The organism is Frigoribacterium sp. R86507 (assembly GCF_044597695.1).
GTDB lineage: Bacteria > Actinomycetota > Actinomycetes > Actinomycetales > Microbacteriaceae > Frigoribacterium.
The window spans coordinates 1,677,649-1,694,401 of sequence record NZ_CP139002.1 but is presented as its reverse complement, the minus strand read 5'-3'; the positions used below and the strand labels follow the sequence as shown (position 1 = coordinate 1,694,401).

Annotated in this window: 17 protein-coding genes, 1 tRNA gene and 1 pseudogene; 8 read left to right on the top strand and 11 right to left on the bottom strand. The window is 66.9% G+C overall.

Translation table 11 applies throughout. The features are described 5' to 3' along the window. The first annotated feature begins 52 nt into the window (after positions 1–52). On the top strand, positions 53–598 hold the full coding sequence (locus tag SJY14_RS08085; RefSeq protein ID WP_396598641.1) for a dihydrofolate reductase family protein: 546 nt from the start codon (positions 53–55) through the stop codon (positions 596–598). 199 nt (positions 599–797) lie between these two features. Further along, positions 798–1,709 carry a restriction endonuclease gene (locus tag SJY14_RS08080; RefSeq protein ID WP_396598640.1) on the top strand — a complete coding sequence of 304 codons (912 nt, stop codon included), beginning with the start codon at positions 798–800 and terminating at the stop codon, positions 1,707–1,709. Positions 1,710–1,769: 60 nt separating this feature from the next. Here SJY14_RS08080 and SJY14_RS08075 read toward each other — a convergent pair whose 3' ends face one another. From SJY14_RS08075 to SJY14_RS08055, 5 genes are all read right to left on the bottom strand, one after another. Further along, a complete protein-coding gene (locus SJY14_RS08075; RefSeq protein ID WP_396598639.1) occupies positions 1,770–2,648 on the bottom strand; it encodes a phospholipid scramblase-related protein in 879 nt (292 codons plus the stop codon). 233 nt (positions 2,649–2,881) lie between these two features. Next, positions 2,882–3,592, bottom strand: coding sequence for a GPP34 family phosphoprotein (locus SJY14_RS08070; RefSeq protein ID WP_396598638.1), 711 nt, complete (start codon positions 3,590–3,592; stop codon positions 2,882–2,884). Further along, entirely contained in the window at positions 3,589–4,266 is a 678-nt protein-coding gene (locus tag SJY14_RS08065; RefSeq protein WP_396598637.1) for a hypothetical protein, read from the bottom strand. The genes SJY14_RS08070 and SJY14_RS08065 overlap by 4 nt, the downstream gene beginning before the upstream one ends. Positions 4,267–4,417: 151 nt before the next feature. After that, positions 4,418–5,314, bottom strand: coding sequence for a hypothetical protein (locus SJY14_RS08060; RefSeq protein WP_396598636.1), 897 nt, complete (start codon positions 5,312–5,314; stop codon positions 4,418–4,420). Between the two features lie 691 nt (positions 5,315–6,005). After that, the gene (locus tag SJY14_RS08055; RefSeq protein ID WP_396598635.1) at positions 6,006–6,392 is read right to left on the bottom strand and encodes a DUF4209 domain-containing protein; all 387 of its coding nucleotides are present in this window, start codon (positions 6,390–6,392) and stop codon (positions 6,006–6,008) included. Between the two features lie 55 nt (positions 6,393–6,447). On the opposite strand from SJY14_RS08055, the pseudogene SJY14_RS08050 reads away from it, so the two are divergent. Further along, positions 6,448–6,666 (top strand): annotated as a pseudogene (locus SJY14_RS08050) (tyrosine-type recombinase/integrase); the annotation flags it as partial. Positions 6,667–6,780: 114 nt separating this feature from the next. On the opposite strand, the gene SJY14_RS08045 reads toward SJY14_RS08050, so the two are convergent. Both SJY14_RS08045 and SJY14_RS08040 read right to left on the bottom strand, forming a co-directional pair. Then, positions 6,781–7,863, bottom strand: coding sequence for a hypothetical protein (locus tag SJY14_RS08045; protein ID WP_396598634.1), 1,083 nt, complete (start codon positions 7,861–7,863; stop codon positions 6,781–6,783). Between the two features lie 95 nt (positions 7,864–7,958). Further along, positions 7,959–8,035 (bottom strand) — tRNA-Pro (locus tag SJY14_RS08040). Positions 8,036–8,188: 153 nt separating this feature from the next. Between SJY14_RS08040 and SJY14_RS08035 the strand changes: the two genes are divergently transcribed. The 4 genes from SJY14_RS08035 (at position 8,189) to SJY14_RS08020 (ending at position 12,285) form a co-directional block, all read left to right on the top strand. Beyond that, positions 8,189–9,118, top strand: a complete 930-nt coding sequence (locus SJY14_RS08035) for an HNH endonuclease (RefSeq protein ID WP_396598633.1) — start codon at positions 8,189–8,191, stop codon at positions 9,116–9,118. Between the two features lie 70 nt (positions 9,119–9,188). Further along, positions 9,189–10,211, top strand: a complete 1,023-nt coding sequence (locus SJY14_RS08030; RefSeq protein ID WP_396598632.1) for an ABC transporter ATP-binding protein — start codon at positions 9,189–9,191, stop codon at positions 10,209–10,211. After that, positions 10,208–11,266 (top strand): aliphatic sulfonate ABC transporter substrate-binding protein, encoded by a 1,059-nt coding sequence (locus SJY14_RS08025; RefSeq protein WP_396598631.1) that lies wholly within the window; start codon positions 10,208–10,210, stop codon positions 11,264–11,266. Before SJY14_RS08030 ends, SJY14_RS08025 begins: the two co-directional genes overlap by 4 nt. A 113-nt stretch (positions 11,267–11,379) precedes the next feature. Then, the gene (locus SJY14_RS08020; RefSeq protein ID WP_396600264.1) at positions 11,380–12,285 is read left to right on the top strand and encodes an ABC transporter permease; all 906 of its coding nucleotides are present in this window, start codon (positions 11,380–11,382) and stop codon (positions 12,283–12,285) included. Positions 12,286–12,696: 411 nt separating this feature from the next. On the opposite strand, the gene SJY14_RS08015 is transcribed toward SJY14_RS08020, so the two are convergent. Beyond that, positions 12,697–13,923: an MFS transporter gene (locus SJY14_RS08015; RefSeq protein ID WP_396600234.1), complete on the bottom strand. Its 1,227-nt coding sequence runs from the start codon at positions 13,921–13,923 to the stop codon at positions 12,697–12,699. A 54-nt stretch (positions 13,924–13,977) separates the two neighbouring features. Here SJY14_RS08015 and SJY14_RS08010 point away from each other — a divergent pair, with 54 nt between their 5' ends. Next, complete coding sequence (locus tag SJY14_RS08010) at positions 13,978–14,430, top strand: helix-turn-helix domain-containing protein (protein ID WP_071255972.1); 453 nt, start codon at positions 13,978–13,980, stop codon at positions 14,428–14,430. Positions 14,431–14,820: 390 nt separating this feature from the next. Here the strand turns inward: SJY14_RS08010 and SJY14_RS08005 are convergent, their stop codons facing one another. The 3 genes from SJY14_RS08005 to SJY14_RS07995 form a co-directional block, all read right to left on the bottom strand. Then, positions 14,821–15,387, bottom strand: a complete 567-nt coding sequence (locus tag SJY14_RS08005; protein WP_255364232.1) for a hypothetical protein — start codon at positions 15,385–15,387, stop codon at positions 14,821–14,823. Between the two features lie 53 nt (positions 15,388–15,440). Next, on the bottom strand, positions 15,441–15,944 hold the full coding sequence (locus tag SJY14_RS08000) for a hypothetical protein (RefSeq protein ID WP_143048645.1): 504 nt from the start codon (positions 15,942–15,944) through the stop codon (positions 15,441–15,443). A 318-nt stretch (positions 15,945–16,262) separates the two neighbouring features. Next, positions 16,263–16,688 (bottom strand): hypothetical protein, encoded by a 426-nt coding sequence (locus SJY14_RS07995; protein WP_143048644.1) that lies wholly within the window; start codon positions 16,686–16,688, stop codon positions 16,263–16,265. Positions 16,689–16,753: the final 65 nt, after the last annotated feature.

Sequence of the window (16,753 nt, the reverse complement as noted above, 5' to 3'; positions counted from 1 at the left end):
CCGGTTGGGGGCCCCCTGGCGGCGCCTGCGTCGCGGGGCTAGCCTCCCCGGCATGAGGACGCTCACGTACTCCATCAACGTCACGCTCGACGGCTGCATAGACCACCGAGAGGGCCGGCCGGATGCCGAGGTCCACCAGCTCGCCACGGAGGCTCTCGCCCGGGCCGACGGTCTGCTGCTGGGTCGGGTCACCTACGAGCTGATGGAGCAGTCCTGGCGCCCGCCCGCCTCCGATGCGTTCCCCGACTGGATGCAGCCCTTCGCGCGGACCATCCACGAGATCCCGAAGTACGTGGCGTCGACGACGCTCGAGAGTGTCGACTGGAACGCCGAGCTGCTCGCCGGTGACGTGCGTGAGGCGGTGCGCGAGCTGAAGAGCCGACCCGGCGGTCCGCTCCGCCTCGGAGGCTCCGCCTTCGCCACCGACGTCGTCGGCTGGGGCCTGGTCGACGAGTACGAGTTCACCGTCCACCCCTGGGTCGCCGGCCACGGCCCCTACCTGCTCGCCGGCCTCCCCCGCCCCCTCGACCTCACCCCGACCGCCCGCCACGCCCTCGCCTCCGGCGCCGTCGCGACCACGTACCGGGCACGCCCCTGAGAGGCTGAAGCAGTTGCGTCCGCAGGGGCCAAGGCAAGGAGGCGCGGGTCGTCACCGCGCGAAGCCCCAGCTCACCAGCTGCCCGCGGATGTACGTGAACGCTCGGAATCTTGCCATTCTAGAACAATCGACCAGTTCTTCTAGGGGATCGCCCTAGATAAGGCAGAGTGTCCACGTGACATCTACAGACCACGATTCCGTGTCCATCGTCCCGATCTGGCCGGCATTCGTGGTCCCTGTCCTGCATGTTCTCGAGTCCGGTCAAACTCTTCATCGCAAGGACCTAGTTGACGGCGCTGCCGACGACTTGCAATTGTCAGGACCGGCCCGCGCGGAAACTCTCAACTCAGGTGGTTTTCGATATGAGCAACGCATTGGCTGGGCCATAAGCCATTTGACGAAGGCCGGTTGGATAACGCGTCCTTCGCGAGCCCATTACGCGATCTCGGACGAGGGCCATAAGGGTCTGGCGAAGTACCCCGGTGGATTTGATTACGCTCTGGGCAAGGCGGTCTTTGCCCCGTTCTGGCCAGAACGCCGAAGCAGCGATTCGACTCCTGAGCTCCAGTTGGACGTGCAAGACGCCGTAGACATCCTCGACCCGGTCGAGCAGATCGCCGATGGCATCAGCCGCATAGAGGATGAGGTTGGCATCGAACTGCTGTCGCGGCTTCGAGAAAGCCACCCAGACTTCTTCGAGCAGGCCGTAGTCGATCTGCTGCTTGCAATGGGTTACGGAGGCGCGGAGCAGCGCGGTACTCGAATCGGCGGGTCGGGCGACGGGGGCATCGACGGTGTCATCGATCAAGATGCCCTTGGTCTTGACCGTATCTACGTGCAGGCCAAGCGGTACAAAGAGGGCAGCAACATCGGGCGCGAAACCATTCAAGCCTTCGTAGGCGCCTTGCAAGGTTTCGGCGCAACTCGAGGAATCTTCCTGACAACCAGTGCCTTCACGCCACTGGCCATCACCTACGCCGACAACGTCCAATCACGGGTGATTCTGATAGATGGGCAGCGACTCGTAGCCTTAATGATCAAGTACCGCGTGGGCGTGCAAGTCAAGAAGACGTATACAGCCGTTGAGATCGACGCCGACTTCTTCGACTGACTGTCGTCCACTAGCTGAGATTGCGGCGGCTCCGGCTAGAACGACCCCGCAAGGATGAACTCAGCGTCGATGGCTGTCCTGGTGGAGGACAGTGTCAACCGCGAGCGCGGCGCACACTACAAGTGCTAGCAACGGCCCCTCAAGCGATCGATGGAGTTCAAGAACATAGTTGTCAGCCTTGGTCCAGTTCTGTTTCGTGAAACCAGCCCAAGTCTTGGTGATGCGGCCCAATTCGGAGCCGTGGTTGTCTTGAATGCTGAAATCCCATGCCTGCCAGCTCTCAGCGTTGATAGTGCCGAGGGTCACACCCTCGGACTCCATCCGGAAACGGATGTTGAACTTGCCGCCGAGGACAGACGCCATCATCCCCAAGTTTTCCTGCACGATCTGTCCGACATGCGAGCCGTCTTCCCCCATGACAACGACTTTCGATTTGAGCATTGTCGCCGGGCGCGTGAGGGTAAACACGGGCTGGCCATTCGCATCGACTATTTGAAGCCTCTTGGTGCCGTTCTCGCGGCCGACGACCATTCGCGACATGCTCGTTCCGAATTCGCGCACACCACCGACCTTGTGGCCGTATTGGTCGTAGACCCCGTATTCAGCTCTTCTCTCGAAGAGCTTGGCCTTTTGGTTCACAACCAGCAGCCGCTCGGTCAGGAGAGTGCCACCGCCTGAGCCTGCTCGCCCCTCTAAACCCAGCTTATGCACCTGACGCTGGACCTTGAGGTCGGCTGGAACGCTCAAAACGGATCGATCATCCCCCTCGTCACCCTTCGCAATCATTGGGACTTCGGGCGGTGACGCGACGACTGGCGGATCTATCGATTGTTTGCCCGAGGCACCGACATGCTGGGTCCACTGGAATCCGTCCCAATATCGGTGTTCAAACCGCGCAAACGGATCTGGAAACCAGCCTGCGGGCGCGGTGGAAGTCATAACACGGAGGCTAACAGCGAGAACAGAAGCCATAGCTGTCTTCGGCGCTGCACAGGCATCGGTCGCAGAAGCCGACGCCGCAGCCGACAAGCGCGACGGAAACGAGAGGGTGAGTGCGACGGAGACGATGATCTCCTTCGAGAGGTGTCCCTGAGGTGAGAGGGCACGCCGATCACCGGCATGGTGAAGAGGAAGCAACGACGCGGTCCGTCGCCACCGCGAGGAGAGCGGCCTCAGTCGTCCCGAAGCCCAGGCAGGCCGACCGTCACGAACAACGCCGTCGAGAGCATCGCCGCAGCCGCCACCGCGATGGCGTCTCCCGCGATCCGCGCACCCCACTTGCCCTGCTGTAGCTCGCGCCCGCGGGTGAAAACGTCGCCCGACCACGGGATCTCCCGGTTCATCGCCGGCAGCGCCCCACTCGCCGACACCAGCGCCGCGAGGGCGGCCGTGCGGACCGACGGCTCGGCACCCTCCGCAAGGACGCTCCTCAGCGACGCGACAAGTTCGCCCCGCCGACCCGCGCCTCCTGCCTCCTCGGCCAGGCGCAGCCGAGTGCCGGAGATGAAGCCGAACTTTGTCGTCTTCTCGCGGAGCAGCGCACCGCGCGCCACCAGCCGGTCGAGGGTCGGAGCCCGCAGCGCCGGACCGATCTCGAGCACGAGCGAGTACGCGTCCGTCGGCTTGCGCTCGACCCGCTGCCAGGTGCCGAGCAGCAGCTCGTCGGTCGGCGCCGCGGAGGACGTCACCCGCACCTGTCTCCCACGCAGCGTGGCCTTCCGGTCGATGTCGACCGCACCGGACAGCGCCAGCTCGGTCAGCACCGCCCCCGCCAAGACGTGGAACAGCGGTGACCCCTCGCTGTGGATCGATCCCGATCGAGGGTCGAACAGCACGAGCAGCAGGTCCTCGGCCAGTGTGGGCGCGAAGGTCGTCTCGCTCATCCCAGGCCTCCGTCAGAGTCGGAACCCGAGGAGGCGCGGCTCGGCCCGGAGCCGCCACCCGCGTCCCCGACACCGGTCGCCTCCGCACCGATCGCCTCGGCACCGCCAGGCGTCTCGGCGGCATCGAGCGCCGCCTCGAGTGCCGCGAGCTCGTCGAGCTTCCCGGCCCCGATGAGCGACGCCCGGTAGAGCACCTCGCGCTGAGCGCCGTTGTAGAGCTCGGCGACCGCCTCGGTCACGGTCTGCTGCGCGAACGCCGCACCCCGTGGAGCCCGCTCCCCCGGGGCACCCAGCCACTCGTACCGCTGAGTCACCGCCGCCGGCACGGGAGCGTACTGCTCCCCCAACCGTCGGCGCGTCTCGCGGTCGGCGTCGTCGGTGAGCTCGTCCAGCTTGGTATCGGTGTCGGTGCGCGGCAAGTCGATGAGCATCTGCTTCAGATCCTCTATCGCCCCTTCGTCAAACACCTTCGACTTGATCAGCAGCAGCGACTGGTCGGCTTCGCTGAGGTCGGGTCCCGTTTCGGCGAACCCGGCAGGCAAGGAGGCGCTGGTCCGGCTCTCGAGAATCGCCCCTAACTCGGCGTAGATGCGTTGCAGGTGCTCGATGGTGGCGACGAGCTCGGTGTCGATCGTGCGGAGGGCGCCGGTGGTGTCGTCGACGGACGAACCCATGGATTCGATCTAGGCGAGCGGGACGCCGAGGTCAATCAGGCGGGTGATCTACAGCAGGCGGACCTTCTAACGCAAGGCCGAGCTCCCTTTACTTGAGGTACTCGCCATATGCGTGGACCTGTCACTCTTTCGTGCCGGGTGCCGCGAGGCTTCACACGAGCGGACGGCCAAGAAACTTTTCCGGGTCAGGCAAGTTCTCAGTGAAGTACTTCGTTCGGAACGCGCCAGCGTCAGTGACAAACCATGCGAGCCGCCACTCGGTACCGTCGAACAGGTACGCAACGAGGTGCGCATCCGTGGCGACGCCGTCATTCATTCGGCCAGCAACTTCGGCGAGGGTGCCTGCCGAGTCGAGCGCATTGCGCGCCGCAGCGAGCTCCTCATCGTCAGCGGCGAACGGAATGAACCCGTAAACGGCGCGTCGGTCGGGCAGGTCAAAGCTGAGCGTCACGTATCGATCCCGTCCGGGCTCGTGCGCCTTGCGTGACGTCGACTTGAGCCAGTCAAGGAGACCATCGGCGATCGCTTCCCCCATCCGTTCGAGGAAGCTGCCCAAGAACTTCGCAGCGCCCCACGCAACAGGAACGGAGATAAGCCATTCGATGGGCGGCAGCGACGACCATTTATGCACCGGCTCGATTGGAAGGGGGCACTCAGCCTGCGCCTCGGCCCAAACCGCGGGGTCGAAGTTGCGCGACTCCACTTGAAGCTTGACCTCGAGCCGCGCCGGAGCCTCACCGCCGAGATCCCCGGACTGGAACGGGTCGTCGAAGTCCGCGCTCGCGGTGAACTGGTCGAGCGTCTCACCGAACAACATGACCTGCTGCTCGCCGTCGTCCATAGTTTTGACTTCGCCGTCGGACCACCGTCCAATGGGCGGCAGCATGTTGAGGTGCTCGACGTTCATCGCGATGAAGTTTTCGCGTGCCTGACGAACGACGTCGTGCAGCGCCTCGGGCCCAAAGCCGACCACGCCCCCGCCGTCGATCTGAACAGGTCGAGTCGACGGTCCGTGCGCCACGATGCGGCTCTTCTCGAAGTCGGTCACCCGACCAGTGTCTACGCTCCCGTAACTGGCAGGCAACCGCGGCGGAAAGGCCAAGGCCGATACGAGCTCGCCCTACCCCGCCTACCCAGCGCCCGGCGGTCTCGGGCTCGGATCGGCGAGAGGTCAGCCAGTAGCGGACGTCGCGCCCTCGCCCGTACTTGGCGCCCACGTCGTTCTGGCCGGTCCACATCCGACAATCCAGGCCGCCCAGCGCTTGGGTCTTGGAACGTGGTAAAGGGGGTTAGTTTGACTCGCCGCTGCCCGTACGAAGTTGTCTGCGAACGTGCCGTCCAGGTGATATGCCGCGTCGAGCGTCTTTTGGCGACTAGGCGCGATCGGTACACGACCGTCTAGACACTTCCGACGGCGTTACTCTTCGGCAGAGCCTCTAGCCCAACACTGGAGGCTGCAGCCGAGAGAGCCCGCCGGGTGTGGGGCGCATAGTGGGCGTACTTAGCGTCACGCGCGTACTTGGCCGGTCGGTTGGGCCACACCGCTCGCAGTGCGAAAACTCATCACCGATCTGACCACATCATTCGGCGAAGCGCTATGCGTCCCACTGATGGAAGCAGCCATCGACGCCAGCTTCCGCCTTGCTGGCCAAAGATTACCGTGAGAGCCCAACAGCACCAGCCATTCGACGCATCAACGCGTCACGAGCGGAAAAGATCCGCCCGCTTGCACGGTGGGTCTAGTCCGAGTCCCTTTCCGGCGCGGCCGGCTCGCGCGCTTCAGCTCCCTCTGGATCATGCAGCGCGTTCCAGTAGGGCATGGATACAAGCTTGAGTGTGAGCCACCAGAGGTGGAGGCTGACGCTTGAGGGGAACATCGCATCGCTGATCAGTCCGTGTGCGACTTCGGTGCGAAGGTTGGGGCCAATGGGCCTGCACAGCAGTACGCGAAATTCGAACACAACGTCCTCGCCGAAGATGTCGACGACTTGTTCATTCTCCATGAGCGCGAAGAGGACTATCTCGTTCTCGTTGCCATCCGTGCTGATCGCACTCGTGCGCTCGCCGGCGTTCGCGAGTGACGCCGGACTGATGCAAGGCAAGGTCAAGGGCCACCCCGTGCTCATGTGCGACAGGCCATTCGGCCCCAAAGGCTTTTAACGGTACTCGTTTAAGCCCGCTGCACGAGCGATAGGTATGCCCGACCTGAAGCTGCACGAGCTGCGTCACACGTCCGCCACGCTCGTGCTGGAGTCGGGTGCTTTCGACATGTTCCAGCTCAGCCGGCTCATGGGGCACGCCTCCGTCTCGATCACTGACAAGGTCTACGCGCACCTCCGGAAGAAGGACTACTCAGCGCAGCGCGCCATGTTCTCTGCATTCGTGTCTGGGGTCGGCTAGCCCTTGTACGGCCCGGGGAAGGACACGGACGTGCGCACTGGTCTCACTGCCTAGTTCGCCAGGAGGCACGCTAGGTCGTACGCAAGTGGCAACCTCAGACGGGACAACGTGTCCTCAGCTGGTGAAGCCGCCTCTGGATATGACCGACGAATCGAGCATGCCCTCCGGGAAAAGGATGGTCTCTGGCTCTACCCGAGTTCCGACTCCGAATACTCGCCATCCGCCAGGCGATTCCAGGACCAGGGTCACATATGAGACGTCCCTTATCCAGATAGGGTCAGGCCCTTGGACGCTGAAACCCTGAAGGGACTGGTCTCCCACCAACTTGACATAAGCGACGTGCTCGGCCCGGTAGTCGACATAGTTGGTGGGCGCGAGCGAGTGCAATTGCCTACCTATTTGTGCCCAGTCGGCCCCCACCCATCCCGGGGCGAAACTCGACACCACGGTAGATGCAACGGCACCAGGGTCCTGCACGGGCTCGCCATCGTGTAGGTCGGGGCGTTCTTGCCCAACTGAGTCTGCTGCTTGCCAAACGGCGTTGAGGAAGGCAATGGCCACGATGAGAGGGTTAGTCGAATCGTTTCGGCCCACCTGAAGCGCATTAGCTGCGGGCATGGGCTTCCACTGCGTCTTCTGGCGGGAAGTATCGCGAAGCTTGCCGTCCGCTGTCCGCAGCCACTTGGTGCCGTTGGGCGCAGTGAAGGACAACTCCGCCCGTGGATCATCAACGTCTGAGTGAGCAGCCATGGCACTAGAGACATCAAATTCCCTAACGGAACGCGCGGGTAAGACGGCTATTGGACTGGGAGCGCTCAAGTTTCCAATCGAAATACGCTCTGAACCGAGAACGACGTTGACCAAGGCCTCGAACACGGGTTCGTCGCTCTCGTTGCCCACGTACAGGGTGGTCACGCGCCTGTATGTTCGCCGATCCTCGTTCACTTGGAACACGACCGTGACCCACGCAGACACGAGCCGAGCAACGCCTCCGCGTTCCTGCCGCAAGGAACGGGCAGCTAGCCAAACAGCAACGGCGGTGGCGCTAACGGTGCCGACACCGCTCAGAGCCTCCCACGGATTAGCTTCCACGCTGACAATGCGATAGTCGTTCGGCGCGAACAGCCACCAACCGGACACGACGATGAGCCCGATCGACACAACGACTAACCACAGCGCAAGCCCCCTTGTCTTCATGCACCGAGTATGGCTTGATGAGGGGTTTTGGTGGGGTTATCTGCGATGGGCATGAGTAAAGCCCTGCCAGAATCGGAGTCTGAACAGGGCTTTTTTGGTCGGGCTGACAGGATTTGAACCTGCGACCCCTTGACCCCCAGTCAAGTGCGCTACCAAGCTGCGCCACAGCCCGAGAAAACCGTTGCTGAGCAACTGCCTTCTTGGTGTTGCCCCGACCGAGGCAACCCGACAAGCATAGCCGATCCAGCGGCCTCCAAAGTCCACACGCAGCCGGCCCCTCGCACTGGGTACGTGACGATTGCCCAGGATTCCGCATACATGAGTCATGATCTCTTTCGTGGGGATCTCGGACTGGACGCGCGGCGAGTATGAGCGACGCCTCACGCTCTGGAGTGAGCTCGCCAAAGCCGGCAACGCCGACGGCCTCACCCCGTCCGCCATTCGCGACCTCGGCCTCTACAAAGGCCAGGCCGGAATCTTCTTCGACGGCACCGGCGACTGGACCCACGGCTCCCCCGGCCGCGTCGCCCTCACCCTGCAGCACACTGGCACCTCGTACGCCGACGACCTCACCGACGAGCACCTCGACTACCACTACCCGTCGACACAGCGGCATGCCTCGTTCGACCGGAACGAGATCGAGTCGGTCAAGCGCGCCCAGAGCCTCGGCCTGCCCCTCTTCGTCGTGACCCCCAACGCCCTGCGCTCGACCCTCAAGGACGTCCGACTCGGCTACGTCGACACCTACGACGACGATGCCGCCGTCTTCTACCTCTCCTTCGTCGAGTCCGTCCTCCCCCTCCCATCTGACGACGAGCTCCCCGCTTCGGAGGAACAGGTCGACTTGTTCGGCGGTCTCCCCGAACAAACGCTCCGCCTAGTCCAGCAGCGCACCCAACAGCGCCGCTTCAAGATCGACGTCCTGAACCGCTACGGCTCGACCTGCGCCCTGTGCGACATCGCCGTCCCACGACTCATCCAGGGCGCGCACCTCATCCCCAAGAGCATCGGCGGCGCCGACGAAGCGGTCAACGGCTTGCCGCTCTGCCTCAACCACCACGTCGCCTTCGACGCGTTCCTCCTGCGCCTGGAGCCGGACGGCAGCCGCATCACCTACGCCCCCGGCATCACGAAGGCCGATTTGCAGGTCACCCGCGACGATCTGTTCCACCTACCTGCCGCACCCTCGGCCTCAGCCCTCCGGAAGTTCTACCGAACGGATGCCGCCGTCGCGGCCTTCTCCAGCTGGTCCTAGACCGAACGGAGTGTTTCGCCCCGTTACAGCGCACGGGACGGCAGGCACCCCGCCCACCTAGCGTCGTGACATGCCCACCTCGACGACCCGCGCCTCCTCGGCCCTGCCGATCCGTCTGCGCGGCGTCGGGAGGCGCTTCGGCGAGCGCCCCGTCCTCAGCGCCCTCGACCTGGACGTGACGGCCGGCGAGATCATCGCCATCGTCGGCCCCTCGGGCTGCGGCAAGTCGACGCTGCTGCGCCAGGTGGGCGGCCTCGACCAACCCGACGCCGGCACCGTCGACATCGACGACTCCCCCACCCGGCCCACCGACCAACGCTGCGCCATCGCGTTCCAGGAGCCGCGCCTCCTGCCCTGGCGCACCCTCCGCCAGAACGTCGAACTCGGCCTGCCGAAGGGCGAGCGAGGCGGCAAACCAGACAAGGCCGCAGGCCGGGCCCGCATCACCGAACTGCTCGACCTCGTCGGACTCGGCAGCTCGGCCGGCCTCCGCCCCCGCCAGGTGTCCGGAGGCATGGCCCAACGCACCTCCCTCGCCCGCGCCCTCGCCCGCGCCCCCAAGGTGCTGCTGCTCGACGAACCGTTCGGAGCCCTCGACGCCCTCACCCGCCTCCGCATGCATGACCTGCTGCTCGACATCCACCGCGCCGAACCCACCACCGTCCTGCTCGTCACCCACGACGTCGACGAAGCCCTCTACCTCGCCGACCGCATCGTCGTCCTCGCCGACCTCTCGCAGCAGAAACCCGCCGGCGCCCCAGGCGCGGCCGACCCCATCGCAGGAGGCGCGGCGCACGCCGACACCGCAGGAGGTGCTCCCAGCATCCAGCGCATCGTCACCGTGCCCGGCGTCCGACCCCGCGACCGCGACGACCCCGCCCTGGCCGAGCTGCGCCTCCAGCTGCTCGCCGACCTCGGCGTCCACCGCGTCCACGCCGGCAACTCGATCACCAGCATGCTGACCGCGAGCGCCGCGACCAACACCCCCGACCCGTCACCCGCGGCAACACGCACCGGCCACACCGGCACCACGACCGCACCCGCACCCACAGACCACCGCACCGCCCCCGACAGCACGGAGACGAACCGATGACCTTCCGCACCCTCCCCACCACCCGCACCCGCGCCTCCTGGGCCGGCGGTCTCGCCCTCGCTGCGGCGAGCGCCCTCCTCCTCACCGGCTGCGTCGCGGGCGAGGACGCCGACACCGGCGCCGCCCAGGCCGCCGGTGGCGCGAGCGACGGCGAGTGGTCGACCGACACCCTCGACATCGACTTCGCGACCTACAACCCGCTCAGCCTCGTCGTGAAGGACCAGGGCTACCTCGAGGACGCCCTCGGCGACGACGTCACCGTCAACTGGACCCAGTCGGCCGGCTCGAACAAGGCCAACGAGCTGCTGCGCGCCGGAGCGGTCGACGTCGGCTCGACCGCCGGCTCGGCCGCGCTGCTCGCCCGCTCGAACGGCTCCCCCATCAAGACGATCGACGTGTACTCGCAGCCCGAGTGGTCGGCGCTCGTCGTCCCGGGCGACTCGACCATCACCGACGTCGAGGGCCTCCGCGGCAAGACGATCGCCGCGACCAGCGGCACCGACCCGTACTTCTTCCTGCTGCAGGCGCTCGACCAGGCCGGGCTCAGCGCGTCGGACGTGACGATCCAGAACCTGCAGCACGCCGACGGACGCGCCGCCCTCGAGAACGGCAGCGTCGACGCCTGGTCCGGACTCGACCCGATCATGGCCGCCAGCGAGGCCGAGTCGGGCACCAAGCTGCTCTACCGCAACGTGGACTTCCTCAGCTACGGGTTCCTCAACGCCACCGAGTCGTTCCTCGAGGCGTCACCCGACGTCGCGCAGGTCGTCGTCGACTCGTACGAGAAGGCCCGCGCCTGGGCACTCGAGAACCCGGACGAGACCGCCGCGATCCTGGCCAAGGCCGCCGCGATCGACCCCGCCGTCGCCACCACGGTGATCGACCGCACCCACCTCGACATCGACCCCGCCCCCGGAGCCGACCAGCAGGCCGTGCTCTCGACCGTCGGCCCGATCCTGGTCGAGTCGGGCGACGTCCCCTCGCAGGACGACGTCGACTCCGCCCTCGACTCGCTCTTCGACGACTCGTACGCCAAGGCCGCGTCCACCTCGTGAGTGACAACCTCAGCGGCCGCGAGGCGGACGCCCGCCAGGTCGTCCGCTCTGAGGCGACGCTCGGCTCCGGCACCGTCGTCGACGGAGCCTGGCGCGGCGACGTCAGCCACGCCGTGACCGGCACCCCCCTCGAGGAGGCGCGGGTCGGTTCCGACGCGCACCGCGCCTCCCCGTCCGGACCGCAGGAGGCGCGGGTCGCCGAGAACGGACGCCGCGCCTCCTCGTCCGGGTCGCCCGCCCCGCGACGTCCGGCCACTCCGGGCGCGCCCCCTCCCCGCCGCCTGGCACTGCTCGGGGTGCTCGTGCCGGCCGCCGTGCTGGCCGCCTGGGTGCTCGCCACCACCGTCGGCGGAGTGCCCTCGTACCGTCTGCCGTCCCCCGCGGACGTGGTGCGGGCAGGAGTCGACCTCGCCGCCACGGGTCAGCTCGGCCTCTACGTCGCCATCTCGCTGCAGAGGGTGCTGATCGGGTTCGTGGTCGGATCGGTGATCGGGCTGGTCGTCGGCGCCGTCGTTGGGTTGTCGCGGGTGGGCGAGGCGCTGCTCGCACCGTCGATCGCGGCAGTGCGCGCGGTGCCGTCGCTGGCCTGGGTGCCACTGCTGATCCTGTACCTCGGCATCGGCGAGGACTCGAAGGTGACGTTGATCGCGATCGGTGCGGCGTTCCCGGTGTTCACCACGGTCGCGGGGTCGCTGCGGCACGTCGACCCGCAGCTCGTCGAGGCCGGACGCGCCTACGGCCTGCGGCGGGTCTCGCTCTTCACCCGGGTGCAGCTGCCGGCCGTGCTGCCGTCGCTCGTGTCGGGACTGCGGCTGGCGCTGGCGCAGGCGTGGCTGTTCCTGGTCGCGGCCGAGCTGATCGCGTCGTCGATGGGCCTCGGCTTCCTGCTGACCGAGTCGCAGTCGAACGGACGCGTCGACCGGATCTTCCTCGCCATCGTGCTGCTGGCGCTGCTCGGGACGCTGAGCGACACCGTGCTGAACGTGGTGCAGCGCGTCGCGCTGCGGCGCTGGCGGTAGGCGGCGGGCCGGCAGCCGCGCCGCCCGCGTACGACGCCAGGAAGTGGTCACAGCGCCAGGACTAGTCCTGGCGCGGTGACCACTTCCTGGCGTCGTGGTCTGCCCCACCCCGCCACGAGGTACACACGCCGCCACGAGATCGCGTGGCGGAGTGTTTACCTCGTGGCGGGATGCAAGCCGACCCCCTGTCGTCCGCACCCCGCGCCTCCCGCCCGACCCGCGCCTCCTGCGTTCGCACCGTCTGCACGCCGCGCCTCCCGCCCGACCCGCGCCTCCGGCGCACGCACCGTCCGCACGCCGCGCCTCCCGCCCAACCCGCGCCTCCTGCGCTCTCCCGGCCGCCCTCCGCCGCGACCTGCCCGAGCAGACTTGCCGACCGCCGCAGGCTGTGCCGACGGCCGCAGGCCGCCCCTAGGCCGCGACCCGCCCGCGCCGCTCCCGCCCGCGCATCACGACCACGACGGCCACCATCGCCGCGAGCGCCAGCCCGACGATGGCCGGGGCGCCGACGTCGACGGCGCTCTCGAGCCCTCCGCGGGTCGCCTGCGCGCCGAGCCACAGCGCGGTCGCCCCCTGCACCAGGTAGGCGACGAGGTAGACCGCCGACAGCGTCCCGGCCCGGTGATGCTCCGGAGCGAACCGCGACACGATCCCCAGCCCCGACGCGAAGAACAGGCTGTAGCCGACCCCCGACAGCACGCAGAACGCCAGGAACAATCCCAACGACTGCTGTGCCGCGGCCAGCACCAGCGCCGTGAAGCTGAGCGCCGTCGCCACCGCCGCCACGACGACGGCGACCACCACCGGCACCCGTCGCGACGCCAGCGCCACCACGGCGATGACCACCATCGACAGGGCGATCACCGCACCGGTGACGAACGCGTTGTCGCTGCCGATCAAGGTCACGCCGATCTCGGCTCCGAGCGAGAGCACGACCGCACCGAGAGCGTAGGAGGCGCTGACACAGACGGCCGCGGCCCCCACGGCCCCGAGGAGCGCGCGTGGCACGCTCGGCCACCGTGGCCTCCAGCGCCCGGCCTGCTCGTCCCGGTCCCGCGGCAGACGCCAGACGAGGACGAGCACGCCCACCTCGACGACGAGCAGCACCCAGTACGTGAGGTGCAGCGGTTCGGGCGCGTACTGGACGAGCGCTCCCCCGAGCAGCGTCGCGAAGACGAGGCCGACGGCGGTGGAGGCGGTGCTGATGGCTCCGGTGCGGGCCGAGTTGACGGGCCCGGCGATGTCGATCATGGCGGCCGTGGCGGGGCTGAGCGACAGGCCGACGCCGAGGCCCATGAACGCGCGGCCGACCAGCACCCAGCCGACGTCGGACGCGAGGGCGAACAGCAGCACGCCGACGATCGACGCGCTCACGCCGAGCAGGATGCTCGCCCGCCGACCGATCGTGTCGCTCAGGCTGCCGAAGACGAGCAGCACGACGACGAGGACGAGCGGGTAGACGGCGAAGATCGCGGTCGTGACGAAGGGCGTCAGCTGCCAGTCCGTCGCGTAGAGCGGGTAGACCGGCGTCGCGGCGGCGCTCGTCCACAGGGCAAGGGCGAGGACGGAGGCGCAGGTCCAGAACGCGAGCCGGTCCGGCCCGGTGGGACGAACGGACGCAGCGAGATCACGAGGCATGACGGCGACGCTAGCACCCTGGATACGAAAAGCCTATCGAGGTAGGGTGTCGGCATGGCATCTCGTGGACCCCTCGACCCGCGCTGCGGCATCGCGCGCAGCTTGGACCTGCTCGGCGAGCGTTGGGCACTGCTCATCGTGCGCGAGGCGCTGCTCGGGCACACGCGGTTCTCGCAGTTCCGGGCGCGGCTCGGCCTGTCGCCCGACGTGCTGACCGCGCGGCTCGACTCGCTGGTCGCTGCGGGCGTGCTCGAGCGATCGACCTACCGAGAAGACGGGGCCCGAGAGCGCGTCGAGTACCTGCTCACCGACGCAGGCCGCGACCTCGCTCCCGTGCTGGCCGCCCTCGCCGTCTGGGGCGACGAGCACGATCCGCACCCCGACGGCGCCGCACGCCGGTTCAGCGTCGCCCGGTCGGGCGAACCCGTGCGGGTCGCGTTCGTCACGGGCGACGGGCACGTGGTCGAGCCCGCCGACGTCGAGATGGCGCCGAGCGCGGGCGACTAGACCGGGCCTCCTCGGGCCTGCGGCCGCCCCGCTGGCCCGCCTGCCTGCCCCGCCAGCAAGCCCGCCAGCGCGCCCGCCAGCTCGACTGCCCGCCTGCCCGCCAGCTCGGCTGCTCGACTGCCCGCCTGCCCGCCCGCCCGCCAGCTCGGCTGCCAGGCCGCCCGCGTACCCGCCTTTCCCGCCTGCGCGCCCGCCAGCTCGGTTGCCAGGCTGCCCGCGTACCCGCCTCCCCGCCTTCCCGCCTTCCTCCCTCCCCGCCTTCCCGCCTTCCTCCCTTCCCGCCTGCCCGCCTGCCCGCGTGCCCGCCTGGCCGCCACGAAATAAACAACCCGCCACGGAATCGCATGGCGGGTTGTTTACCTCGTGGCGTGATGCGGGGCGAGCGGGCTCTCAGCTCGCGCTGTCGGCGACGCCGGGCTTGGCCGGCCGCGGGAACGCCGCGCGCATGTGGTCACTGGTGAGCAGGTCGCCGATGCCGATCATCAGCAGCGAGAAGACGATCTGCTCGACGACCATCCATCCGGGGTAGAGCCCGGGGATGGTAGCGACGATCAGCGTCACGATTGGAAAGATGCGACTGAACAGGCGGAGGCGTGAGTAGGCCCAGTAGTAGCCGAGCTGTGCCCGCCAGGCGAAGACGTAGAGCGAGGCGGTGATGAAGAGGACGACGGTGGACCGGAACCACACCGCCCACGGCACGTGTTCTCCGCGGCTGGTGAGGACGGCGGCGATGAAGATGGCGGTCAGTCCGACGACGGTCTCGCCGAACAGCAACCACCGGATGCCGACGAAGCTGCGGACGGTCCGCGGGTGCTGCCGCATGTCTTCGTGGATCACGTATCCCGAGTGCCGCCCGCCGGCGAGCCGGTCGAGCTGCAGCCGCTGCCACACCCGGTCGGCCGCGGCCGACAACCCCACCCCCGAGGAGGCGCGGTGCCACAGCCCAGCGCCCGTCACCCTCGCACCCCGTCCGCTCGTCTCACGAACACCAATGGTGCCCTATCCCACCCTCAGAACTCACCACCCTCTGTCTGCCCGGGCTGAACCGTGAAGCACCACGAACTCGACGACACCTGCACCTTCGAGCGCCCCGTGTAGACCGTGATGGAATATCGGGTTCCATCTCTGCTCCACACAACGAGCCATTCGTCTCTGCCGTCAGGCGTGAACACCCGTTCGGTACGGAAGTCCGCGGAGTCAGCCAGTTGCGATTCCACCAGGGAGAAGTACGCCTCTTGTTCTGGGGCTTCGGCGTACTCGATCGTCGTCGACCCCGTCCATTGGTGTCGCCCCCCGGAACACGACATCAGGACCCCTTCGGCTGGCTCCAGAATGCCCACGATGCTCTCCGCATCCCCCATGGATGCCAGTTCTCGTTGAGTCACCATGATGTCGCGTTTCAGGGCCGGAAGATCCACTCGGTCGGTCTCCTCGTCTATGTATTTCATCTGCTCGAGCCCTTCCGGGGTTTCCCTTGCGCAACCCACGACGAGGCAGGACACCACTACGAACAAGGCTGCACACCGTACCGAGATGCGCCCCACATCATTTCGAATCATTGAGGTGAATTTCTTCTTTCAGGGCAGCTGTCGCGACCGCATTGTCATTGCCTCAATGCGCGAGGACCGCATGGTTGTCGTCTAGCTTCCAGACCGGGCTGTAGCTGGCCTGGTTTCTTCCAGTTCCACGTCAAGGGGACTCACAAAGCAACCACGCCTTTCGAGCTTTCCCGACCGGTTCGGGTTCCGCCCGCCCCAGACACCACCGGTCGGCTGCGCCTACATCAGGAGATACGAGAGCCTGCAGAACGCCAATGACGCACTACCCCACCCTCAGAACTGACCACCGTTCGTCTGCCCGGGCTGAACCGTGAAGCACCATGAACTCGCGGCGATCTGAACCTTTGACGCTTGGGGCACGTGGCGAATCGTGTAGCGCGTTCCGGCAGCATCCTCCACGACGAGCCGATCACCGCCCCATCGACTCTCTTCCCGTTTCGTCGAGAACTCCGACGACTCGGCCAGGCCTTCCTCCATAGTTGCGTACAGGGAATCGATGTCGAAGCCGGCCGAATACTCGACCGTGGTTACGCCAGTCCATCGATGTGTTTGACCAGGGCATGACATCAAAACGCCATTCGGAGACTCGTCCACGCTCAGCACGTGATTTTCGGGCACGAACTGCGCCAGCGCCCGCTGCGATGCACGAATGCCCTCGCGAAGTGCTGGCAGGTCGACGGCGGTCGCCCCTTCGGACATGAGACTTCCCTCTCGTGAAGATGAGACATGAGCAGAACATCCTGCGAGACCCAGTGCGATCGTTG

What these genes read in the sequence shown, in the direction of transcription:
- SJY14_RS07995 (WP_143048644.1), bottom strand. Translation starts at nt 16,688, where the DNA reads ATGTCCGAAGGGGCGACCGCCGTCGACCTGCCAGCACTTCGCGAGGGC.
- SJY14_RS08030 (WP_396598632.1), top strand. Translation starts at nt 9,189, where the DNA reads ATGCCCACCTCGACGACCCGCGCCTCCTCGGCCCTGCCGATCCGTCTG.
- SJY14_RS08015 (WP_396600234.1), bottom strand. Translation starts at nt 13,923, where the DNA reads ATGCCTCGTGATCTCGCTGCGTCCGTTCGTCCCACCGGGCCGGACCGG.
- SJY14_RS08025 (WP_396598631.1), top strand. Translation starts at nt 10,208, where the DNA reads ATGACCTTCCGCACCCTCCCCACCACCCGCACCCGCGCCTCCTGGGCC.
- SJY14_RS08010 (WP_071255972.1), top strand. Translation starts at nt 13,978, where the DNA reads ATGGCATCTCGTGGACCCCTCGACCCGCGCTGCGGCATCGCGCGCAGC.
- SJY14_RS08065 (WP_396598637.1), bottom strand. Translation starts at nt 4,266, where the DNA reads ATGGGTTCGTCCGTCGACGACACCACCGGCGCCCTCCGCACGATCGAC.
- SJY14_RS08070 (WP_396598638.1), bottom strand. Translation starts at nt 3,592, where the DNA reads ATGAGCGAGACGACCTTCGCGCCCACACTGGCCGAGGACCTGCTGCTC.
- SJY14_RS08085 (WP_396598641.1), top strand. Translation starts at nt 53, where the DNA reads ATGAGGACGCTCACGTACTCCATCAACGTCACGCTCGACGGCTGCATA.
- SJY14_RS08035 (WP_396598633.1), top strand. Translation starts at nt 8,189, where the DNA reads ATGATCTCTTTCGTGGGGATCTCGGACTGGACGCGCGGCGAGTATGAG.
- SJY14_RS08045 (WP_396598634.1), bottom strand. Translation starts at nt 7,863, where the DNA reads ATGAAGACAAGGGGGCTTGCGCTGTGGTTAGTCGTTGTGTCGATCGGG.
- SJY14_RS08055 (WP_396598635.1), bottom strand. Translation starts at nt 6,392, where the DNA reads ATGAGCACGGGGTGGCCCTTGACCTTGCCTTGCATCAGTCCGGCGTCA.
- SJY14_RS08075 (WP_396598639.1), bottom strand. Translation starts at nt 2,648, where the DNA reads ATGACTTCCACCGCGCCCGCAGGCTGGTTTCCAGATCCGTTTGCGCGG.